Here is a 20,354-nt window from a genome sequence, read left to right as displayed (position 1 = left end):
GCTGTCTGCGTCGCTGCCGTCTTGACAACGTCCGCGTGTGCTCGGAAGAAGCTGCGCCTCAGAAGAAGCCCTGAGCGTTCTCCGAGTAGCTGACCAGCAGGTTCTTCGTCTGCTGGTAGTGGTCGAGCATCATCAGGTGGTTCTCACGCCCGATGCCGGAGGCCTTGTAGCCGCCAAAGGCCGCATGCGCCGGGTAGGCGTGGTAGTTGTTGACCCACACGCGTCCAGCCTGGATGTCACGGCCCGCGCGGTAGGCGATGTTGCCGTTGCGCGACCAGACTCCGGCGCCCAGTCCGTAGAGTGTGTCGTTCGCCGTGGAGATGGCGTCGTCGTAGTCGCTGAAGGTGGCCACCGACACGACGGGGCCGAAGATCTCCTCCTGGAAGATCCGCATCCTATTGTTGCCCTTGAAGATAGTCGGCTGCACGTAATAGCCTCCGGACAGGTCCCCGCCGAGGTCGGCCCGGGCTCCGCCGGTGAGCACCTCAGCGCCTTCCTGCTTTCCGATGTCGAGGTAGGACATGATCTTCTCGAATTGGTCGTTCGAGGCCTGCGCACCCATCATGGTGTCGGTGTCGAGAGGGTTGCCCTGCACGATCTTCTTCGTCCGTTCTGCTACCGCGTCGAGGAAGGGATCGGCGATCGATTCCTGGACCAGTGCACGGGACGGACAGGTGCAGACTTCTCCCTGATTGAGCGCGAACATGGTGAAGCCCTCTTGAGCCTTGTCCCAGTAGGCGTCATCCTTGGTGTTGACGTCGTCGAAGAAGATGTTCGGGGACTTGCCGCCGAGCTCGAGGGTGACCGGAATGATGTTCTGGGAAGCGTACTGCATGATGAGACGGCCTGTGGTCGTCTCACCGGTGAACGCGATCTTCCTAATTCGCTTGTTCGACGCCAGGGGCTTGCCCGCTTCGAGCCCGAAGCCGTTGACGACGTTGAGGACACCATCGGGCAGTAGGTCTGCAATGAGTTCGACGAGGACGAGGATCGAGGCCGGAGTCTGTTCGGCAGGCTTGAGGACGATGGCATTGCCTGCTGCCAGAGCCGGCGCGATCTTCCACACGCCCATGAGGATCGGGAAGTTCCAGGGAATGATCTGGCCGACCACGCCGAGCGGCTCGTGGAAATGATAGGCCACCGTGTCGTCATCGATCTGCGACAGGCCGCCCTCCTGCGCCCGGATCGCCCCGGCGAAATAGCGGAAGTGATCGATGGCCAGGGGAATGTCGGCGTTGAGGCATTCACGGACCGCCTTGCCGTTGTCCCAGGTCTCGGCCACCGCTATCATCTCGAGGTTCTCCTCGATCCGATCAGCGATCTTGTTCAAGATCACCGCTCGCTCGGCGACAGAGGTCTTGCCCCAGGCGGGAGCCGCTTTGTGTGCGGCGTCGAGTGCGAGTTCGATGTCCTCAGCAGTACTGGCGGGCACCTCGCAGAACGTCTTGCCCGTGATGGGTGTCGGGTTCTCGAAATAGTTTCCATTGGCGGGAGCGACCCACCCTCCGCCGATGAAGTTCTCGTACCGTGGCTTGAAGGTGACGAGCGATCCGTCTCGACCAGGCTGAGCGTAAACAGTCATTGCAACTCCTTTGATGCGTATGCGGCGATCGGATGTGTGTCTCCGATTGCATTACACGGTACGCAGGCCAACGTTGCATGTGGGTTGCATCACACAAGTCGAGCTGATTGCTCAAGCCCCACGGAGTCAGTATCCGAGGATCTGAATCAGCCTCCGAGGGCCTCAAGTCGTACCACGGCTGCGTTGCGTTCCGGCGCTTCGGGCGGGGCCAGCCGCAGCACCGCCATCAGCACTTCCGAATCATCGCGAGCCTCGGCCAGCCCCGCATACCGCCACAGCTGCTGCCAGGTCCCGTCCTGCAGGAGGCTTTCCCGAATCAGCGCCTGCAGCTGCGCACCGATCTCCCGAACTCCGGGGGCATCGGAATCGGGGAGCACATGCCCCTGATAGAAGTTGAACGCAGTCTCCACGTCACCTTGGGCCAGACCCCGATACGTGCGTTCGACGTCACTGTCGATGTCTCCCCGCAGACGGTAGGGCCGGGCTTCGAGGCGCAGATCGCCGAGGTGGTTGATGGTTCTGCGCAGACGCGCGATCTCCGCACGGACCGTGACTTCACTTCCGCCGAACGCCCACAGCCTGTCGGCGAGCCCTGCACCGCTGATCCCGTCGGGGTTGCGGGCCAGGAGCAGCATGATCTCAGCGTGGCGTCTCGACAGCGTGATCCGGGTGCCGTCCGAGCCGGAGAGCTGGGGACGCACTCCCGTGACTTCGAGGTAAGCACCTTGACCAGTGCCGACAGGAAACAGCCCACCGGAGTCCGGGGAGTAGAGCTTGGACAGCCCGGCACCGGCAGCCTGCGCCGTCGAATTCAGCAACGGCAGGACAATGGACGACACTGCGTCATCGCCGCCGGTGACATCGATGATGCCCAGAACCTGGCCGGTCAGCGGATGGGTCACAGGCACTGCACTGCAGCTCCACGAGTGCACTTCGGCGGAGAAGTGTTCGGCCTGACTGATCTGCACGGCACTGCCCGAGCGCAGCGCGAGACCGGGTGCAGAGGTGCCCATCACGTCCTCCGACCAGTCAGTGCCCGGGACGAAGCCCATGGACTCGGCGCGGTTGCGAACAGCGCGCTCGCCCTCGACCCACAGGAGACGCCCCTGCTCATCGCCGAGCGCCACCAGCAGCCCTGCCTCCTTGGCAGGTTCGATCAGATGTGACCGCAGCAGACCCATGATGGAGTGGAACGGATGCCGGCGTCTCACCTCAGCGAGCTGATCGGCCTCATAGGCCATGCGCACACGCACTCCGGCCGGATCGCGAAGCCGGCCAAGTGATCGGTTCCAGGATTCGAGGACAGCGGGGCGGACACCGGGGCCTGTGGTGTCCGGTGCAGTCAGTGACGCCAAATTGTCATGGGCGCGACGAACAATGCGCTGATAGTCGTCGCGAAGCAGCGGAGTCGAATGCATGGCGGAGTTCTCCACCCCCATCGGCAGTTGTCACACAGTAGTCTTCGGTGCTCACAATCTATCCGCGATACCCCAACCGGGCAAGACCGGATGCGGGTTATCAGGCAACAGAAAGGGCAGGAAGTGATTGCCTCACTTCCCGCCCAGAACTGCTGTCTGCGCTCAATCCCGCAAAGGGATCAGATCACACGCATCGATGAACCGTCGATCGGAACGGCAGGACCGTTCGATGTCGTCACGGTTGCCTTCGAGATGTAGCGGCCCTTCGAGGAGCTCGGCTTCAGACGAAGGATCTCTTCGATGGCTGCATCGAAGTTCTCCTGCAGTGCTTCGTCTGAGAAGGAGACCTTCCCGATGATGAAGTGCAGGTTCGAGTGCTTGTCGACGCGGAATTCGATCTTTCCGCCCTTGATCTCGGTCACGGCCTTAGCAACATCCATGGTCACGGTGCCGGTCTTGGGGTTCGGCATCAGGCCACGAGGACCCAGCACCTTACCCAGACGTCCGACCTTGCCCATCATGTCAGGGGTGGCAACAGCCGAGTCGAAGTCGGTGAAGCCATCGGCCACCTTCTCCAGCAGGTCATCGGAACCGACAAAGTCAGCACCTGCTTCACGGGCAGCTTCTGCACGGTCGCCGGCAGCGAACACCAGGACCCGGGCGGTCTTACCGGTACCATGCGGAAGGTTGACGGTGCCGCGCACCATCTGGTCCGCCTTACGTGGGTCAACACCCAGGCGGAGGGCGACCTCGACGGTGGCATCGTACTTTGCCACCGTGGTCTCTTTGGCCAGGGCGATTGCCTGAGCCGGATCGTATGTCACATCTGCGGCAATCTTCTCTGCCGCGGCCTCATAGGCCTTTGAACGCTTTGCCATCTGCTTCTCTCCTTGCAGTCGTGGTGCGGGCTGCGCGAGCCCTACCACAGTGAAATGTCTGGTCTCAGACCTCGATGTCGGTGGTCACGCCCATGGAGCGAGCAGTGCCAGCGATGATGCGGTCAGCCTGATCCAGGTCATTGGCGTTGAGGTCGGGCATCTTCACATTCGCGATGTCGCGAACCTGATCGGCGCTCAGGTGAGCAACCTTGTCGGTGTGAGGAGTAGCCGAACCTGACTTCACGCCTGCAGCCTTCTTGATGAGTTCTGCAGCCGGTGGGGTCTTGAGAACGAAGGTGAACGAACGGTCTTCGAACACGGTGATCTCAACGGGAATGATGTTCCCGCGCTGGGATTCTGTTGCGGCGTTGTAGGCCTTGCAGAATTCCATGATGTTGACGCCGTGCTGGGCAAGCGCCGGACCAATCGGAGGCGCCGGGTTAGCGGCACCTGCCTGAATCTGGAGCTTGACGAGGCCGGCTACCTTTTTCTTGGGAGGCATATACGGTCCTTAATCTTGAAGTTTCGATGCGCCAGAGAAATACGGCACATCGTTCGACAACGGCTTCCGATGAGAGCCGAGATCAAACCACACCAGTATTCCATGCCTGCAGACCCTGGAGCAAATGTCGGTGACAGGCGTCACTGGGCGTGAATGGCGTAAGGGCCCGGAATTCACCGGGCCCTTACGTTCGTTGAGAATTTACTCAGAGTTTGGAGACCTGGTCGAAGCTGAGCTCGACAGGAACGTCACGCTCGAAGATCGACAGCAGCACGGTGAGCTTCTGAGATTCCGGACGGATCTCCTGGATCGTTGCGGGGTGGCCTTCGAAGGAGCCCTCCTTGACGAGCACGGACTCGCCGACCTCGTATTCCACCTCGGTGATAGGTGCAGATTTCGCTGCCTGCTCAGCCTGCACACCTTCGGCGGCGGCCGCTTCGGCCTGGCGCTCTTCGAAGATCGGAGCGAGCATCGTGAAGACCTCGTCGATGGACAGAGGAGTCGGGTCGTATGCATTGCCCACGAATCCGGTCACGCCTGGGGTGTGGCGGACCGCGCCCCAGGACTCATCGGTGAGTTCCATGCGCACGAGCACGTAGCCCGGAATGCGCACGCGACGAACCTGCTTGCGCTGGCCGTTCTTGATCTCAACGACGTCTTCCATCGGCACCTGGGACTCGAAGATGAACTCCTCGAGATTGAGGCTGATGGAACGGTTCTCAAGGTTCTGCTTGACGCGGTTCTCGTAGCCTGCGTAGGAATGGATGACGTACCAGTCACCCTCCTGCATGCGCAGTTCCGACTTGAACTCTTCTGCCGGGTCGACCTCGTCCTCGGCCGGTTCCTCAACCGTTTCATCGGAATCGGCCGTCGCTTCATCGGAATCGACTGCCGCGCCGTCGTCTGAAGCGACCTCATCGGAGTCAGCTGCGGCACTCTCGTCGTCAGAGGCAGCGTCGGCGGCGACGGTCTCGTCAGAGACTGCGTCGGCGGTGGATGCCTCGCCAGCGGGAGCATCTTCGGCCGGTGCGTCGTCGGCGCTCACAGCGGAGGTTTCGTTCTCCACGTCTTCCACCACTGGCGCAACGCTCGACTCCTCTGGAGTGGCGCTCTGTGTCTCAGGGGTTTCCTGCTCAGGTGAACTGGTATCCGACACCGATCAATTCCTCGCTTCGCGTGTAGTGATTCCCATATGGGAGTGAAGGGTCTGCAACGTGTTTGAAGTCCAAGTGATCACTGCTGGATGGTGATTCACCACAATGGCCACAGCGGTGTTCCGCCGAAGACGAATCCGACGAGTTTGCCGAACACGAGGTCGAGAACCACCACGAGAAGCATCATGAAAAGGATGAAGCCCAGCACAACCAGAGTGTAATTGACCAGTTGCTTACGTGTCGGGGTGACGACCTTCTTCAGCTCCGCGATGACCTCACGGAAGAACTGCAAGATTCGTCCGAAGAACCCGAGCTGCTTACGACTGGCGCCCTTGGGCGTATCTCCAGTCTTCTTTGCCGGTGTGTCGCTCACACGTCCTCACTCGGTCGGTTTCCATTGGGACAGCACAATTGTTCAAGCCCGTCGAGGACGGCGTTTCGCCGATATGACTCAAGCAGATATCAACTGTGCAGGGGTGACAGGACTCGAACCTGCAACCTACGGTTTTGGAGACCGTTGCGCTACCAATTGCGCCACACCCCTTCGACTCGACACCCTCGATTCATATTCTTCGAGACGTGTCCAACCACGAGAAACGAGCATACCGTCTGTGACCGCCGTTAGTCGAACCGGCTGCCGGCACCTGACGACATCAGACTTCCTCACCCCTCATCCGTTCTCGCTCGTCGGCTCCGACTGCGGCGGTTGAGCGATGAGCGGGACCGGCGCCGGGAAAGTCCTCCAGGGATCGATCGTGACCGTTTTGTCGGGGCTGACCGTGACGATCTGGACGTCGATGGGTCGTTTGGTCCGATTGTCTACGCGCAGGATGCTCAGTTCCGCGTCCATCTTCAACGGCCCCGGAGTCAGCGCATTCGCCAGCGCACCTCCTGTTGTCGAACTCACATAGCGAACTCCGCTGCCCAGGGTCTCCGGACCCACTCGCCTATGCCAGTGTCCGCTGAGGCTGTACTTGGCACATCCGGAGCGCAGCGATGGCGCCCCGATCCGTGGATCGTGGATGAGCATGATGTCGAAGTCGTTCGCGCACGCCTCGTCACTGAGCTTCTGTGCGTACTGATCGGCAGTGAGATCGGTCTCGAGCTGCGGCCCGGATCCGAACACGGTCCGTCTGGGGTCCGGGCCGCCGAAGAACGTAACTCCGTTCATCTGAGCACTTGAGTTCTCGAGGACCTTCCAGCCCTGGCTCTTCGCGTGATTCGTAGTCTCGGTGGAGTCGTGGTTGCCTTTGACGATCGTCCGCGGCAGCTGGTCAGGCAGCTCGTCGTCGAGCACGTCGAGGCAGTAGTTCTCCGCGGAGGTGCCCGTCATCGTCACGTCTCCCCCGTCGATGTAGGCATCGGCACCGCTCATCCGAGCGACCGCACCGACCACCCGGGCCATACCGATGTTGCAGTGCAGATCAGAGCCGAACACGAACGTCGACACGTCAGCCTTCGGCGCTTGATTCTCACCGGCAGGAGGAGGAATCATCCCCTGATCCGACCAGTTTCCGGTCAGGGGCCGCGTGTTCCACTGATTGCGCAGGGTCGCCAGCACCTGGTCGTAGAAGGCGTCGTTGTCGTCTGAGAAGTCCTTGACCGCCGTGAATCCGGCATCGATGACTCCGCCGAGGCGGCCCGTGACCTGCGCGCCCGCCAGTGGGGTCCCGTCGAAGGCAGGATCGGCAACGAGAGGCTCAGGGCGAGTGAGGACCGCTGTGCCCACACTCGCCAGGATGAGGACCGTGGCCAGGCCGATGCCGATGAGCTCCTTGCCGAAGAGGGCCCTCCCGATTCCGGCGAGTCGAACGGGCCCGAGGATGAACGCCATCGACACGACCACACCGCTGATGAGGCACACGGCCAGGGCCCACCGGGCGAGGATCTCTGTGGTCAGGCCGTCGACGATCTCGTCGACCTGCGCCTGTGGGGCGGAGAACAGGGAGGCATATGAGGCGATGTCGGCGCCGAGGGCATCGACTGCCCCTCCCCCGAAGTCCTGGTCCGATCCGTCGGCGAGATCTCTGTCGGATCGCCGTTCGGAGGCACCTGCGTGTGAGGCATCCTCCTTGTCTCCGGAAACCGGAATCTGCCCGATGTCGACTGTGAGTCCGAGCCCCAGCGGCAGATATTCGCCCGCAGGAACGAGCAGTTTGCCCAGAGGACCGAAGTCAACGGTCAACCGAGAGTCGGCCGTGATCTGATAACGGGCCTCATGCGGTCCGAAGCTGAGATCTGCACGAGCAGAGAAGAGCGCCCACGGCAGGGTCACGGCAGCGACCACAGCAATGAGGATGAGCAGGGCTGAGGTTCTCCACCGGGCCGACACAGACTCCATTCTAGGAAACGGACTCTACAGCGAGCAGGCGATGAACGTGGGTTCAGCCTCGAGGACGATGCCGAACCTCTCATTCACCCCGTCAACCACGGCGCGGGCGAGTTCGAGCACGTCGTCCGTCGCCGCCTGGCCGCGATTCGTCAGTGCCAAGGTGTGCTTGGTCGACAGGCTTGCCCGACCCGCCCCGACGCTGAAGCCTTTGGAGAATCCCGAGTGTTCGATCAGCCAGGCAGCTGAAGTCTTCGTCTGCCCTTCGATCGTTGACCCGCTCAACGGGTCGGTGACCGGGTAGCGGGGGGCCTCGGCGGGCAGCTTGGCAGGGTCGTCGACGATCGGGTTCGTGAAGAACGAACCCGCTGACCATGTGTCGAAGTCGCCTGGGTCCACGACCATGCCCTTGGATCTGCGCAGGGAGATCACACTGGTGCGCACCAGTGTGGACGGCACCGACTCCCCGATCTCGACGTCCAGCACCGAGGCGAGCTGTGCATAGCGCACCGGCAGGGAGTCTGGGCTGCGGTGCAGGTCGAAGGTCACCGACAGCACCAGGTACTGGGCTGTGCCCGTCTTCTGCTGCGACCGCTTGAGCGCCGAGGTGCGGTAGCCGAATTCGAGTTCGACGGCGCTGAGGTGGCGGACCTGACCGGCGAGGCGATCGAAGACCTCGACCGAGGTGATGAGTTCACCAACCTCCGTCCCGTAGGCACCCACGTTCTGGATCGGGGTCGCTCCGACGGAGCCGGGGATCCCGGACAGAGCTTCGAGACCCGAGAGACCACAGCCGAGGGTGAAGGCGACGAATTCGTCCCAGTTCTCCCCCGCCTCGGCGGTGACGCGTGTCTCGGTCTCCGATGTATCGTTCATCGCCACCCCCTTGGTGGCGACCACGCACACCTCGGCATCGACGCCGGTGTCGGAGACGAGCAGGTTCGACCCGCCGCCGATGAAGAGGACATCGTCAGCGGGACGAGCCGACAGACTCAGCGGATGCGCACGAGAGAACTCGATGAGCTCGTCCCTGGTCTCCGCAATATTCAGATCAGCCGCCGGACCGCCGAGGTGGAACGTCGTGAAGTCTGCCAGGTCCTTCGTCACCGTGAGACTCGGATCTGGGTGCGGCTGAGCACATCCTGGTCTCCGGACTTCACTGTGACGTCGATGCGGGCAGTGCCCACAGCACCGTCGACGGCCCCGACCACTGCGGTCATCGACAGGGTGGCGGTGGGTGCGGCCGGTGAGCCGGATGCGGCGTCGGGGACGAGTACCGGCGCAGAGAACCGTGTCCGGTAGTCAACGATCGCGCCCGGATCGCCGATCCACTCGACGATGGGGGCGATGACCACAGCCATCGAGAGCATGCCGTGGGCGATGACTCCCTCAAGGCCCACCTCGGTGGCGAAGCGTTCGGACCAATGAATCGGGTTGTGGTCGCCTGAGGCACCCGCATAGTCGACGAGCGATGCCCTTGACAGGGGGATCTCGGCTTCGACGACGGTGTCTCCGATGGTCAGTTGGGAGAAGTCGGTAACGCTCATTCTCCGTCTCCTCTCACGACGATGGTCGAGGTCACGGTGACGACCGGCTGTTCGGCGGCGTCGGTGATCTCCGTGCGGGTGGTGATCATGGCGTTGCTGCCCGACGCGCGCACGCCGTCGACGTGAGTCGTGGCGTCCAGGCTGTCACCAGCAACGATGGGCCGGGTGATGCTGAACTGCTCCGAACCGTGAACGACCTTGGAGAAGTCGATGCCGGACTCGGGATCACTGATGTAGGCCGCTTCGGACTTCTGCGCGATGATCACTGAGAAGGTGGTCGGTGCCACGACGTCGAGATAGCCCAGGGCAGTCGCCGCCTCGGTCTCGAAATGGTAATCGGCCTTCGCATTGGTGGCCAGCGCGAATTCCGCGACCGCCTCACGCGACACCTCATAGGGGCGTGGCAGGGAATAGCTGGTGCCCTGCTTATCGGTATTCACCGGCATAGTGGCTCTCTTTCGAAAAGTCGTCGTGATCCCAGCCTAGCGGCCTCTCACCATGCGAGGGGAATTCACCTTCCCGGTTCGTCCGGCCACGGATTTGACCGCGAATTCGCATCGGGTTCACCCAATTGATGCACCATCGTCCTCAGCCCCCGAAAACTGGTATATGTTGTCCACATCACGTTTGACGTTCGGCGTTCGAATCATCGCCGTCGATGGCGAGGCCGGACGGCTCAGGTGACTGCGAGCAGCAACGCCACAAGTCTTCACAAGGAGTAGTGCGATGACGAACAATCCTGCAGACTCAACCCCGTCGAAAACGGCTGGGAACACGGATGGGTCTAGCACGCAGACCAGCACGCCCGGCAAGGGAGCAGTCGCGAACAGGCGTGTGGTCAAGGACGCGGTCGCGGTTCCCAGCACCGGTCGACCTGTGAACTCGGCCGAGGCTCACATCCCCGACGCCGTCGCAGGTCCTCCCCCGGCAGCGCCGTCACCCGCACCAGCCCCCGCCCCGGCACCGGATCCGGCAGATGTCGACGTCCATGTGGGCACCGATGCCGCCTATGCGGGCGAAGAAGCCGAACGGGTCCAGATCCGACGGCCCCTGCGCAACATCTCCGAGGTCCGCCACTTCTTCCGCACCAACATCACGCCGATCTATTTCATCGGCGCGACCCCATTCAACTTGCTCGGCCTTGACCGGTGGGTTCGGAACTTCTCCTACATCACATACTACGACGGCTGGGATGGCGGGCACCCCCGCGTCTTCTCCCCGCGCTACAAGCCGTTCGTCGAGTTCGACAGCGGTGAGGCGATCAACAACTGGCTCCTGCTCAACGCCGAAGTGCGGGCTCATATGACGACAAATGTGCCCCACGGCGAGAGGCCCAAAGTGGCCATGGTCTTCTTCGACGAGGAAACCGAGCGCATCTGCCGTGAACTCGGCTATGACCTCATCCTGCCCTCGGCGACGCTGCGCAACCAGCTCGATTCGAAGATCGAGACGACGAAGCTCGGCAATGAGGCCGGCGCCTTCTCCGTGCCCAATGTGCTCACCACGGCCGACACGTATGCACAGCTGAACGCTGAAGCGAAGAAGGAGAACCTGGGCACCGACCTCGTCGTCCAGACCCCCTACGGTGATTCGGGAAAAACGACGTTCTTCATCGCCGCCGAGGAGGACTTCAACCGGCACAAGCACGACATCATCGGCGAGCAGTTGAAGATCATGAAGCGCATCAACAACACGCCCGTGGCTGTGGAAGCCGTGATCACCAGCAGCGGAGTCGTCGTGGGCCCGTTCCTCACCGAACTGGCAGGCTTCGCCGAGCTCACTCCGTACAAGGGTGGCTGGTGCGGCAACGAGATGACCCCCGACGTGCTCACGGCAGACCAGCGCACCCGTGCCAGAGAGCTGGTGCGACGCATGGGCGAGGGACTGCGCAAGCGCGGCTACCGCGGCTTCTTCGAGGTCGATGTGCTCGTCGACCTGGACTCAGATGACGTGTACCTGGGCGAACTCAACCCGCGCATCTCCGGAGCCTCGGCGATCACCAACGTCACCGCCGGCGCCTATGCAGACGTACCGCTGTTCCTGTTCCACCTGCTCGAGTACCTCGACGTCGAGTTCGATCTCGACGTCGATGAGATCAATGAGCGGTGGGAAGAACTCTCCGGTGCTGATGAGTGGAGCCAGATGGTCATCAAAGAGACCGCTGACATCACCGAGTACATCACGCACTCACCGCTGACCGGTCAGTATTACCTCGATCAGTACGGGACTCTGACCTACAAACGCGCCGCTCTTGACTGGCATCCTCTGCAGAACGGGAACGAGGTGTTCTTCCTGCGCATCTTCGGGGCAGGCGAATACCGGTGGAAGGGCGCCGACCTCGGTGTGCTCGTGACCAAGAACCCGCTGCAGACCAAGGCCGGGGGCCCGAGCGCCCTGAGCATCCGAGCCAAGCACTTCATCGATTCGATCCGTGCGATGTACGCCGGTGTGCCCGTCGCCGCAGAGGACCCCTCACCGGCGCTGGGCGGCCCGGGAGCGAAGGGCGATTGACAGCCGTGGTGGTAATCTCATCACGGACTGCACGAAACGACTGCGAAGAGGTGGAGTGTGACTGAGACGTCGCCGGACCCGACTGTGCCCGCCGCCCCTGTCATCGACAAGGACAACTGGCAGGATGCCGACAATGTCCGCTGGTCTTTCCAGCACGTCGATCAGGTGCTGCCTACGACGCCGATCTCGCGCGGGACCGGACCTGTGGCCCAGCTGCCCGTGGACCTGCAGGATCTGGGCAGTGTCGAGGTTCCGAAGACCGAGTTCTCCGCGGCACGCAGTGTGCGCAGCGTCATCGAGGACAGCGACACGGATGCGTGGATGGTCATGCACAACGGCACGGTGGTCACCGAGGAGTACTTCTCCACGATGCGTCCGGACACCGAACACCTGCTGATGTCGGTGAGCAAATCGCTCGTCGGCACTGTGGCCGGGGTGCTCGTCGGCGCCGGGGATCTCGATCCGAACCGTCTGATCACCGACTACGTCCCGGAGCTCGCCTCCTCCGGATATGCCGGGGCCACGGTGCGCCACATCCTCGACATGCGCTCGGGAATCAAATTCTCGGAGAACTACCTCGATCCGAAGTCAGAGGTCAGGCAGATCGAGGAATCGATCGGCTGGTCGGAGTCGACGCCGGAGAGTCGTCCGAAGGGAATGTATGAGTTCCTGACCACGCTTGAGGCGAAGTCCGAGCATGGTGGGGTCTACGAATACCGCTCGTGTGAGACCGATGTGCTGGGCTGGGTGTGCGAGAAGATCGCAGGCGAGAGCATGCAGACTCTCATGTCGCGGGTGCTGTGGTCGCGGATCGGGGCCGAACGCGATGCGCTCATCGCCACCGACCAGTACGGCGTGGGCATGTTCGACGGTGGCATCAACACCACTCTGCGCGATCTCGCCCGCTTCGGCTACCTGTATGCGAACCGCGGAGTCTCCCTCACCGGTGAACAGGTGGCACCGACCTCGTGGATCGGCGATACCCTCACCGGCGACGTCGACACCAGGCAGGCCTTCGCCGACGGCCCAGATGACAATCGGATGCCTGGCGGAATGTATCGCAACCAGTTCTGGTTCCCGTTCCCGGATTCGCATGCCTTCCTCGCGCTGGGCATCCACGGGCAGATGATCTACATGAATCCGGGGGCCAACTTCGTCGGCGTCAAACTCTCCAGCTGGGGTCTGCCGCAGGATGCTGCCAAACTGTTCCCGACCATCCGGGCCTTCGACGCCCTGGCGAAAGCGGTCAGCGCACCAGTAGTCGACTGACTGCGCTGGTGCCCGTGAATCGTCCGGATGCCCCATGAGTCAGGTGTCGATGCGCACCGTGCGAAACGGGGAGATCCAGAGACCGGCAGCGACACGATGACCACTACTGCGCTATTCGTCGACCGCATCGTCGTGTTCGTCCGCACCTGAACGCCGTCGGCAGTGATCGACTGGCGGCAGGCCATTGCCCAGCTTCCCCGTCAGTGCCAAGTTCTCCTATCAGTGCCAAGTTCTCCCGTTAGTGCCAAGTTCTCCCGTTAGCTTCACGCACAACCGGCAATAACGCACTGCACCCCGCAAGTCTCTTTTCCTACACCTGCAACGAGAGGAACTGAGACCGACGAGGCGTGCTGCTGGTTCGGCTCAGGTGCCGGAGGTGGTTCGCTCCCCACCAGTGTGCACTGGATCGGTGAGAACACCTGTGCTGCATCCGCCTCGGCGGCCTGGGACTGATCGTCGGCGTCACCGACTCCGCCCTCAGAGTTCGACGGTGATGACCGTGCGGTGTCATGTGCCTGGATGGACACATATGTCTCCAGATCTGAACAGCGAGATCCTTCGCAGTCGGTGATGTGATGGCAGAATCGTCACTGAACGAACAACGCCCGTGATGTCAGATAGTTCATCCCCAGCATGCATGAATTCCAATGAGGAGCACCACGATGAAACCGATCCAGAAGTCAGTCTCGCGGTCAGGAGCTGTCATCGCCGCGGCCGGAGTCGCATTAGCCCTGACACTCAGCGGCTGCGGCGGCGATCAGAAGGACGAGAAGGAGTCTGACGAGACCGCCCAGAGCGAAGATGCCGGTGACGCGGGCGGTATGCAGGGCGAGGCTGCCCAAACGGAAGAGCCCACGGAGACTGCGAAGTCCGAGCCCAGCAAGACCACGTCGGAGGATCCCTTCAAGGATTCCGCGAAAGCCACTTCCTGGGCAAGCGACGACGGGATCAAGGTCAACAAAGAGGGCGATGGAAAGATCCCGGCGGCATCACTTGAAGCCGACATCGACGACCTGTTCAAGAACAAGTTCAAGATGAAGGTCAAGAAGGTCGAGTGCAGAGACGATATGAAGGTCATGGACTGGTGGGGCCTGACCAGCTGCCAGGTCACCGATGATGAGACAACCTACTTCGGGTCGGTCTCACTCGTCGACCACAAAGACAATATGGTCAAATACGAAGTCAAGTTCCCCGGTGTCGACAAGAGTGAAGTCGACTTCTAGAATCCGTCCCACCACTCCAGTACTTGGGTGGCCTGGAGGGTCACCCATTTCGACGGTTCACCGGTCGGCACGTCGCAGGGGAACCAGACGTCACCGTCCGACCGGTGTCCCTGTAGCCAGGTCCCGTCGGACTGACGCTGAGATCTGATGGCTTCGATCGCTTCGCCCATCCGCGAGTCGGGCGGGGTTCCGTCCGCGTCTGCCGCTGCACGGAAGTAGTCGACCGCGGCCAGGACGTGGTCATACGCCCGCCGAGGATGGGCGAGGCTGAATCCGCGATCACAGACTGGCTCCCCTGTCGAAAGCCGGCGGAAGAGTTCACGACGCAGCAGGTATTCCTCTCCTCGTACTCCCACCGCGCAGAGGGGAAGAACGCACCTTTGGCACACTGCCCGTCAGTGTCTTGGTGGCTGAGAAGCTCACGTCCGAATTCTTCGGCAGTGACCCGCTTCGGGGCCTCTGGCCAGGCGTCTTCGCCCATGTCCCGCAGGGGCGAACAGCGCTTCGACCCGGCCCCATGTGACCGTTCGGAATAATCAACTTTGTGATCAGACGAGGGGCCGGACTATGGTGTCGGCTATGGCACTTCAGGATGCGATCTTGGCCGCTCTCTCGAATGGCGAGTCCTCGGGATACGACATGGCGAAGGCCTTCGACGTGACGGTGGCGAACTTCTGGACCGCCTCCCCTCAGCAGCTCTACCGCGAGCTCGACAAGATGGAGACGGCCGGCCTCATCGAGGCCCGGATGATCCAGCAGCTGAAACGACCGAATAAGCGGCTGTTCTCTCTCACCGACCACGGCCGTGCGACGTTGCGCGGCTTCACGATCCGTGCACCCAAACCGGCCGCGATCCGCGACGAACTTCTCGTACAGGTCGAGTCGATGGACCTCGCAGACGCCGCCTCGATCACAGTCAATGTGCAGAACAAGCTCAAGGCGTCAGAGACAAAGCTCAAGCGCTACGAGCGCACTCGAAGCCACCTGCTCGACGGCCGGAGCGAACGGGCATACCTCGCCGAGGCGGATCACCTCGGTCCCTACCTCACCTTGAGTCGGGGGATCACCTTCGAACAGGAGAACATCCGCTGGTGCGAGTTCGTGTTGGCGACACTCGAAGACCGGACAGGCGCTTCTTAGCGCCCACCAGTGACGACCGGCTCCAAGAGAGGTCGTTTGGCCACTCGGCCGTCCCCAGAAGACTTGCCCCGCAGACGACGGTAGATCCACGGCGTGACGTGCCTCCAGCACCACGTGGCTTCAGTGCGAACTGTGCGCAGCGGTGCCTCCCCCTGGGGAGCGCCGAGGAAGTCGACTTCGATCGGCAATCCCAAGCTCGCCGCAGCGGCACAGGCGAGCCGCTCGTGGCCCAGCGTAGCAAGATGAAGCCGGTCTTCGTCCCATGCACGGGGATCCTCGAAGACCGAGTTGGTGGTCTTGGTCAACGGCATGACACCGTAGTCGTCGACGAGATGCTGGTAGATCGCGTTGAGACGCAGTCGACGGTTGTTGATCAGTCGGCCAGCGGGCGAGACTCCGGCGATGTTGGGGATGGGGACCACGACAACCTGGGCACCGGCGGAGGTGAATGGCTCGACCAGGCCAACGAGAATGGCTCTCAAGGCGTCGAAATCGACGCGGGGGCGCAGGATGTCATTCATTCCGGCTGTCAGAGTCACGAAATCGGGCTGCATTGCAATCGCCGACTGGTGTTGCGTGTCGGCGATCTGGGCCGCCTTGTATCCTCGCACAGCGAGATTCGCGTAGTGGATCGGCTGGTCCTGGCCGTAGTGCCCTGCAAGAAGTGCGGCGAGGCGATCGGTCCAGCCGCGCGGGCTGCCATCGGGCCAGGGATCGTCGCCTACGCCCTCGGAGAGGCTGTCACCGATCGCAACGTATCGCAGCGGAGAGCTGGGATCGCTGCTCACAGTGTCGCCGGCATCAGGACCCGGCGGCGCAGTGTCGTCCCACCAAGCTCGTGGGGCTCGTGCAGGTGTGGAAAGAAGTCCTTCATCACAGGCTCCATTAGTCAACAAGTTGAGTAAAGGTCATCCTAGCTCCGCCTCAACCCTGAGTCCAGCATCACCAACGAGCCAGCCATCAGAGGAAACGATGGGCTCACCGAGGTCGGGCACTCTGAGGCTTCACCATTTCAGGCAACAGTGCTTTGCATACAGGGGTCAACCTCGGAGGCTCTGCGTCACCTGCGAGAGGCCATCATCGTGGCCGCCCCGTATCCACGGCCATCTACTGGGCGTTCAGCAGTTCATTTCGGAAGTTCGTGGCAGCGGAAGTCGCTTCGACTCCGCGCACATGAGCGGTGAATCAGAAAGAACCTCCACCCAGCAGGTGGAGGTTCTTCAGAAGAGAGTAGCGGGAGGGGGACTCGATCCCCCGACCTCACGATTAACAGATTCCAAGCAGACATGCTTCGACTACGACGTGAACTCGCTTCGCAATCTAGTGGCACTGGGCAATTACTTGCCGCATCGTGGGTTGTCGCACTCCGTAACCTGGTGATCGAAGGCGCTGACGACCAATGAAAACGAATCACCTCAGCATCCGGTCCGTGAAGGCAATCCTCACGCGTGCAGGGTTCGACTATTCAGAGCTCAGTTTCACGATCATCAACCGGTCTGGCTCTCATTTGGGTGGGCGCTATACCGGGCATCGTGTCGAACAATTTGACGTTCGGATTGCCGGCCAGCCAGACAGCCGCAGGACAGTGCGCGCGATTCTCGGTGAACGCGGCCTAGAAGTAGCACCCATGCCGGACCATGACGATTGGAGCCGCGGCTCCGTTACGATACCTGCCCATGGATAACTCCGCGTCAGCACCGTGCAATAGCCTGCTGGATACAAACCGCACCTCAAGTCTAAGGAGAAGTCACCATGGACTTCGGAGTCATCGTTGCGCTAGTAATCGGAGGCTTCATACTGGTCGGCGTCCTCGGCATAGCTGTCAGGCTTGCCTTCTTCGCCTGTGCCGCATTAGCAGCAGCATCTTTCCTCCAAATTTTCCTGGTCGAATCATCGGGTTCACTTTGGCTAGCTGCCATCGGCGGAACGACCGGATTCTTCCTCTTCGGAGCACTCCTCGGCAGGCCTCGGTAAAGCCGAACAAGTTAGGACATGCTAAAAACAATCTCACTTCCCCTATTCGAAAGTGAGATCCCATGTCAGACCACCAGCTGTCGAAACCACACCAGGCGCTCCACGACGCGTTCACGACCGCCCTATCGACCTACCGCTCTCCACACACAGTCGAGCTACGCGGCTACTATCTCCAACGGCTCATGACATGGGCTCAAGACGCCACCGAGCATGGTTCTGTCCTTAGACTCACCCTAGAAGATTTCCACACTTGGCTTTCCAAAGACGTTGGTCCAGCAATCTCCACGAAACGGTCTGCCCGCTCTACCCTCAGTGTGTTTTACGAATGGGCCGAAACGATCGGCAAGATCAAGAAGAACCCTGCGCGCAAGCTCCCCAGCATGCGCAACAGCGTCGGAATCCCGAACCCGTGCCCGACCGATGACATTCAACGAGCCCTCGACCGAGCAACACGCCCCATCGACGTACTGATGATCCTCTTCGGCGAACTCCAAGGAATGCGAGCCGGAGAAATCTCTCGAGCCCACTCCGACGACGTCATGCTTCCCACCAAGGAACTCCGCGTACTCGGCAAGGGCAACAAACAACGCCTCGTCCCCCTCCACCCCCTCATGCAGGAACTGTTGCCACAGTTCCCAACCGGATATTTCTTCCCTTCCGACCGGAACCCCTCGGGACACATGTTGCCCCGTTCAATCGGTCGACGTGTTCGGCATCTTCTTGGTTTCCAACCCGGAAGAAATGCACACTCGCTGCGCCACAAGTTCGGCGTCGACGCCCTCGAGCTCAACCCCGACCTTATGGGCCTGCGAGACCTTCTTGGCCACGCGTCCGTTGCTACGACGCAGATCTACACGAAAGCGTCCAGCAGTCGGTTACGCAAGCTCGTTGACGACATTCCAGAACCGCCCGGGCACCGCGACAGACTCCAAGCGCTCAAGCGCGAGGCAATCCCCTAATCACTGGCGTAACGATCCTCGCCACGTCTCCAGCGACAAACACTGTCATCGCGTGTGCCCGAACTTCGTGCACAAGTCCACACCAACAAAGGAACCGTGATGAGCAAAATTCCCACCCACTACCCCGTCAAGTACAAATGCGGCCACACCGCCAGTACCGACCTCTCAAAAGTCCCGCCCTCGAGACGCGCCCAAGCGGCACGATCAGACTTCTACGCCACGAAAGCAGGCAAAGACCAGAAAGGGATGATCTGCCCCAACTGCTTCAAGAAGCAACGGAAATCCGACACCGAGAGCTTCCTCAACCAGCTCATGCTCGACACCGAGGCCTTCGAGACAGCGCACGACCTACCGGACCTTGAAGGCACCGACCGAATGGTCTCATCCGGTCTCGTCGAAAGCGCACGACGTGACCGCTACAGCGTTCTCTCCACCCTGCTCGGCGACGACACTGAGTACCCCGACAACCGCGAAGAGGTCATCACCGCAGCCCAATCACTGACCTGGGCCGGCTGGTGGGCCAACACACTCTCCTACGGGATCCGGAAGGACAACGACTACGGGCAAGAAGAGTTCTACACCCTCGTCATCGACGGTTCCGAACAGGAAGCGAAACGCGATAAGACCGAGCGCGTCGTGGCCGAAAACCCCCACGACTGGAACCCCAACGAAACAGAATGACGACTCGAGGTGACCATCATGACCACCCCAACCGAGGAGGAACCGATGTCAAACATCACTGTGTGGGCAACCCCGCAATGTAGCAAGTGTAAGAGCACGATCGACTTCTTCAAGCGAGCAGGGTTCCCACCGACCGTGAAAGACCTCTCCGCTCCCGAAAACCTCGACAAACTCAAAGAGATCAAGGCCGCAGGCCACGCCACAGCACCCTATGTCGAAACACCCACCGACTCGTGGTCCGATCTCAGGCCCGACAAGATCGCCCAGGCGATTGCAGCCGAACGCGCTGCAGCACCATCACCGACCCTCCAGTCACCGACACATTCCCATGATCTGAGCGCATGAAAACGCTCATTTCACGCCTTGACCACGGCACCCGCCTCTCCACAGCGGTTGTCGTGGTCATTGCTGTGACCCTCATTCCCCTCGTCATCGCACTGTGGCCCCACCAGCCCGGCTCAACCGCGACCACCTACCCCTCTGCTGTTCTCTCTGACGTGTCCTACACCGACTGCGAGAACGTCACCGACGAAGTTCCTTGCGGCCAAGCCACCGGCACTCTAAACACCGGGCAACAAGTCGAGGTGATGCTCTTCCGCGATGCCTGGCTCTCACACGCCGCCAATGGCGACCGATCAATCCTCTACGCCTCCAGCAGCCCCGACTCAGACACCGTGTACACATTCCACTCCCACGACCGCGCAATCAAACTCGCCGTGTTCACGATCATCGTCATCATCGTCGTCTGCGGCCGTATGGTTTTGTGAGACAGGTTTTAAGGAGCACTCACAAACATGACCACCAGGAAGAAGTACACCCGGAAGTTCAAAGACGAGGCCGTTGAGCTCTTCCTCGCCTCCGATCTCCCGATCACTCAAGTGGCTGCGAAAGTCGGGGTGAAGGCCGGGACTCTGGGCAACTGGATCAAGAAATACCGAGAAGCCAACCCCGACAAATTCGACACCGGCGAACAGGAATCCGTGTCGTTTGCCGAACACCAAAAGGTCGTGGCCGAGAACGCGAAACTCAAACAGGAGATCGAGTTTTTGGGAAAAGTCAGCTTAGACTCAAACCGTGAGTGCAACACCCCGTCAGCCAGGAGGCGAACATGGCCAAGATTGGACGACCAGGCCTACCCGAAGAAGAACGCCGAAGAGTCTGGGAGCTGTGGAAGGACGGTCACTCTT

Annotated in this window: 23 protein-coding genes and 1 tRNA gene; 11 read left to right on the top strand and 13 right to left on the bottom strand. The window is 61.3% G+C overall.

Annotated features, from left to right (window positions below; all coding sequences use genetic code 11):
• Positions 1-58: 58 nt before the first annotated feature.
• The 11 genes from BANT918_RS16205 to BANT918_RS16155 all read right to left on the bottom strand — a co-directional run bounded on the left by BANT918_RS16205 (position 59) and on the right by BANT918_RS16155 (position 9,856).
• Complete coding sequence (locus BANT918_RS16205) at positions 59-1,582, bottom strand: aldehyde dehydrogenase family protein (RefSeq protein ID WP_101621141.1); 1,524 nt, start codon at positions 1,580-1,582, stop codon at positions 59-61.
• A 146-nt stretch (positions 1,583-1,728) separates the two neighbouring features.
• Positions 1,729-3,000, bottom strand: coding sequence for a helix-turn-helix domain-containing protein (locus tag BANT918_RS16200; protein WP_233430550.1), 1,272 nt, complete (start codon positions 2,998-3,000; stop codon positions 1,729-1,731).
• Positions 3,001-3,179: 179 nt separating this feature from the next.
• Positions 3,180-3,878: a 50S ribosomal protein L1 gene (gene rplA / locus BANT918_RS16195; RefSeq protein WP_101621139.1), complete on the bottom strand. Its 699-nt coding sequence runs from the start codon at positions 3,876-3,878 to the stop codon at positions 3,180-3,182.
• Between the two features lie 64 nt (positions 3,879-3,942).
• Positions 3,943-4,380, bottom strand: a complete 438-nt coding sequence (rplK, locus tag BANT918_RS16190; protein ID WP_101621138.1) for a 50S ribosomal protein L11 — start codon at positions 4,378-4,380, stop codon at positions 3,943-3,945.
• A gap of 205 nt (positions 4,381-4,585) precedes the next feature.
• Positions 4,586-5,536, bottom strand: a complete 951-nt coding sequence (nusG, locus tag BANT918_RS16185) for a transcription termination/antitermination protein NusG (RefSeq protein WP_101621137.1) — start codon at positions 5,534-5,536, stop codon at positions 4,586-4,588.
• 95 nt (positions 5,537-5,631) lie between these two features.
• Positions 5,632-5,907, bottom strand: a complete 276-nt coding sequence (secE, locus tag BANT918_RS16180; protein WP_009883598.1) for a preprotein translocase subunit SecE — start codon at positions 5,905-5,907, stop codon at positions 5,632-5,634.
• A 98-nt stretch (positions 5,908-6,005) separates the two neighbouring features.
• Positions 6,006-6,078, bottom strand: a tRNA-Trp gene (locus BANT918_RS16175).
• Positions 6,079-6,204: 126 nt separating this feature from the next.
• A complete protein-coding gene (locus BANT918_RS16170; protein ID WP_233430549.1) occupies positions 6,205-7,875 on the bottom strand; it encodes a metallophosphoesterase family protein in 1,671 nt (556 codons plus the stop codon).
• Positions 7,876-7,890: 15 nt separating this feature from the next.
• Entirely contained in the window at positions 7,891-8,970 is a 1,080-nt protein-coding gene (locus tag BANT918_RS16165) for a UDP-N-acetylmuramate dehydrogenase (RefSeq protein ID WP_101621136.1), read from the bottom strand.
• The gene (locus BANT918_RS16160; protein ID WP_101621135.1) at positions 8,967-9,410 is read right to left on the bottom strand and encodes a MaoC/PaaZ C-terminal domain-containing protein; all 444 of its coding nucleotides are present in this window, start codon (positions 9,408-9,410) and stop codon (positions 8,967-8,969) included. The genes BANT918_RS16165 and BANT918_RS16160 overlap by 4 nt, the downstream gene beginning before the upstream one ends.
• Positions 9,407-9,856 (bottom strand): FAS1-like dehydratase domain-containing protein, encoded by a 450-nt coding sequence (locus BANT918_RS16155; protein WP_101621134.1) that lies wholly within the window; start codon positions 9,854-9,856, stop codon positions 9,407-9,409. Before BANT918_RS16155 ends, BANT918_RS16160 begins: the two co-directional genes overlap by 4 nt.
• A gap of 280 nt (positions 9,857-10,136) precedes the next feature.
• Between BANT918_RS16155 and BANT918_RS16150 the strand changes: the two genes are divergently transcribed.
• The 4 genes from BANT918_RS16150 (at position 10,137) to BANT918_RS16135 (ending at position 14,413) form a co-directional block, all read left to right on the top strand.
• Positions 10,137-11,921 (top strand): biotin carboxylase, encoded by a 1,785-nt coding sequence (locus BANT918_RS16150; RefSeq protein WP_101621133.1) that lies wholly within the window; start codon positions 10,137-10,139, stop codon positions 11,919-11,921.
• Between the two features lie 57 nt (positions 11,922-11,978).
• Entirely contained in the window at positions 11,979-13,190 is a 1,212-nt protein-coding gene (locus BANT918_RS16145; RefSeq protein ID WP_101621132.1) for a serine hydrolase domain-containing protein, read from the top strand.
• Positions 13,191-13,217: 27 nt separating this feature from the next.
• On the top strand, positions 13,218-13,340 hold the full coding sequence (locus BANT918_RS17945; RefSeq protein ID WP_267892113.1) for a hypothetical protein: 123 nt from the start codon (positions 13,218-13,220) through the stop codon (positions 13,338-13,340).
• 512 nt (positions 13,341-13,852) lie between these two features.
• Positions 13,853-14,413 carry a hypothetical protein gene (locus BANT918_RS16135; RefSeq protein ID WP_101621130.1) on the top strand — a complete coding sequence of 187 codons (561 nt, stop codon included), beginning with the start codon at positions 13,853-13,855 and terminating at the stop codon, positions 14,411-14,413.
• On the opposite strand, the gene BANT918_RS16130 is transcribed toward BANT918_RS16135, so the two are convergent.
• Positions 14,410-14,769: a hypothetical protein gene (locus tag BANT918_RS16130; protein ID WP_101621129.1), complete on the bottom strand. Its 360-nt coding sequence runs from the start codon at positions 14,767-14,769 to the stop codon at positions 14,410-14,412. The two genes, BANT918_RS16135 and BANT918_RS16130, sit on opposite strands and share 4 nt — an antisense overlap.
• Positions 14,770-14,992: 223 nt before the next feature.
• On the opposite strand from BANT918_RS16130, the gene BANT918_RS16125 reads away from it, so the two are divergent.
• Positions 14,993-15,553 carry a PadR family transcriptional regulator gene (locus BANT918_RS16125; protein WP_101621128.1) on the top strand — a complete coding sequence of 187 codons (561 nt, stop codon included), beginning with the start codon at positions 14,993-14,995 and terminating at the stop codon, positions 15,551-15,553.
• On the opposite strand, the gene BANT918_RS16120 is transcribed toward BANT918_RS16125, so the two are convergent.
• Entirely contained in the window at positions 15,550-16,341 is a 792-nt protein-coding gene (locus BANT918_RS16120; RefSeq protein ID WP_167389501.1) for an SGNH/GDSL hydrolase family protein, read from the bottom strand. The two genes, BANT918_RS16125 and BANT918_RS16120, sit on opposite strands and share 4 nt — an antisense overlap.
• Positions 16,342-17,305: 964 nt before the next feature.
• On the opposite strand from BANT918_RS16120, the gene BANT918_RS16115 reads away from it, so the two are divergent.
• The 6 genes from BANT918_RS16115 to BANT918_RS16090 all read left to right on the top strand — a co-directional run.
• Positions 17,306-17,527 carry a hypothetical protein gene (locus BANT918_RS16115; RefSeq protein WP_009883624.1) on the top strand — a complete coding sequence of 74 codons (222 nt, stop codon included), beginning with the start codon at positions 17,306-17,308 and terminating at the stop codon, positions 17,525-17,527.
• Positions 17,528-17,841: 314 nt separating this feature from the next.
• Positions 17,842-18,486 (top strand): tyrosine-type recombinase/integrase, encoded by a 645-nt coding sequence (locus BANT918_RS16110; RefSeq protein WP_167389500.1) that lies wholly within the window; start codon positions 17,842-17,844, stop codon positions 18,484-18,486.
• Between the two features lie 99 nt (positions 18,487-18,585).
• Positions 18,586-19,167 (top strand): hypothetical protein, encoded by a 582-nt coding sequence (locus BANT918_RS16105; protein WP_101575035.1) that lies wholly within the window; start codon positions 18,586-18,588, stop codon positions 19,165-19,167.
• Between the two features lie 18 nt (positions 19,168-19,185).
• A complete protein-coding gene (locus tag BANT918_RS16100) occupies positions 19,186-19,512 on the top strand; it encodes a glutaredoxin family protein (RefSeq protein WP_145997005.1) in 327 nt (108 codons plus the stop codon).
• Complete coding sequence (locus BANT918_RS16095; protein ID WP_101621126.1) at positions 19,509-19,934, top strand: hypothetical protein; 426 nt, start codon at positions 19,509-19,511, stop codon at positions 19,932-19,934. Before BANT918_RS16100 ends, BANT918_RS16095 begins: the two co-directional genes overlap by 4 nt.
• A gap of 27 nt (positions 19,935-19,961) precedes the next feature.
• Positions 19,962-20,354 (top strand): transposase (locus BANT918_RS16090; protein ID WP_145997004.1); only part of this gene is annotated, 393 nt, incomplete at its 3' end.

Origin of the sequence: Brevibacterium antiquum CNRZ 918 (assembly GCF_900169145.1) — a bacterium.
Taxonomy (GTDB): domain Bacteria; phylum Actinomycetota; class Actinomycetes; order Actinomycetales; family Brevibacteriaceae; genus Brevibacterium; species Brevibacterium koreense.
This window is presented reverse-complemented; position numbering and strand designations above follow the sequence as displayed.

What these genes read in the sequence shown, in the direction of transcription:
- BANT918_RS17945 (WP_267892113.1), top strand. Translation starts at nt 13,218, where the DNA reads ATGCCCCATGAGTCAGGTGTCGATGCGCACCGTGCGAAACGGGGAGAT.
- BANT918_RS16200 (WP_233430550.1), bottom strand. Translation starts at nt 3,000, where the DNA reads ATGCATTCGACTCCGCTGCTTCGCGACGACTATCAGCGCATTGTTCGT.
- rplA (WP_101621139.1), bottom strand. Translation starts at nt 3,878, where the DNA reads ATGGCAAAGCGTTCAAAGGCCTATGAGGCCGCGGCAGAGAAGATTGCC.
- BANT918_RS16150 (WP_101621133.1), top strand. Translation starts at nt 10,137, where the DNA reads ATGACGAACAATCCTGCAGACTCAACCCCGTCGAAAACGGCTGGGAAC.
- BANT918_RS16105 (WP_101575035.1), top strand. Translation starts at nt 18,586, where the DNA reads ATGAGCAAAATTCCCACCCACTACCCCGTCAAGTACAAATGCGGCCAC.
- BANT918_RS16205 (WP_101621141.1), bottom strand. Translation starts at nt 1,582, where the DNA reads ATGACTGTTTACGCTCAGCCTGGTCGAGACGGATCGCTCGTCACCTTC.
- BANT918_RS16115 (WP_009883624.1), top strand. Translation starts at nt 17,306, where the DNA reads ATGGACTTCGGAGTCATCGTTGCGCTAGTAATCGGAGGCTTCATACTG.
- rplK (WP_101621138.1), bottom strand. Translation starts at nt 4,380, where the DNA reads ATGCCTCCCAAGAAAAAGGTAGCCGGCCTCGTCAAGCTCCAGATTCAG.
- BANT918_RS16170 (WP_233430549.1), bottom strand. Translation starts at nt 7,875, where the DNA reads ATGGAGTCTGTGTCGGCCCGGTGGAGAACCTCAGCCCTGCTCATCCTC.
- BANT918_RS16135 (WP_101621130.1), top strand. Translation starts at nt 13,853, where the DNA reads ATGAAACCGATCCAGAAGTCAGTCTCGCGGTCAGGAGCTGTCATCGCC.
- BANT918_RS16155 (WP_101621134.1), bottom strand. Translation starts at nt 9,856, where the DNA reads ATGCCGGTGAATACCGATAAGCAGGGCACCAGCTATTCCCTGCCACGC.
- BANT918_RS16125 (WP_101621128.1), top strand. Translation starts at nt 14,993, where the DNA reads ATGGCACTTCAGGATGCGATCTTGGCCGCTCTCTCGAATGGCGAGTCC.
- BANT918_RS16160 (WP_101621135.1), bottom strand. Translation starts at nt 9,410, where the DNA reads ATGAGCGTTACCGACTTCTCCCAACTGACCATCGGAGACACCGTCGTC.
- BANT918_RS16095 (WP_101621126.1), top strand. Translation starts at nt 19,509, where the DNA reads ATGAAAACGCTCATTTCACGCCTTGACCACGGCACCCGCCTCTCCACA.
- BANT918_RS16100 (WP_145997005.1), top strand. Translation starts at nt 19,186, where the DNA reads ATGACCACCCCAACCGAGGAGGAACCGATGTCAAACATCACTGTGTGG.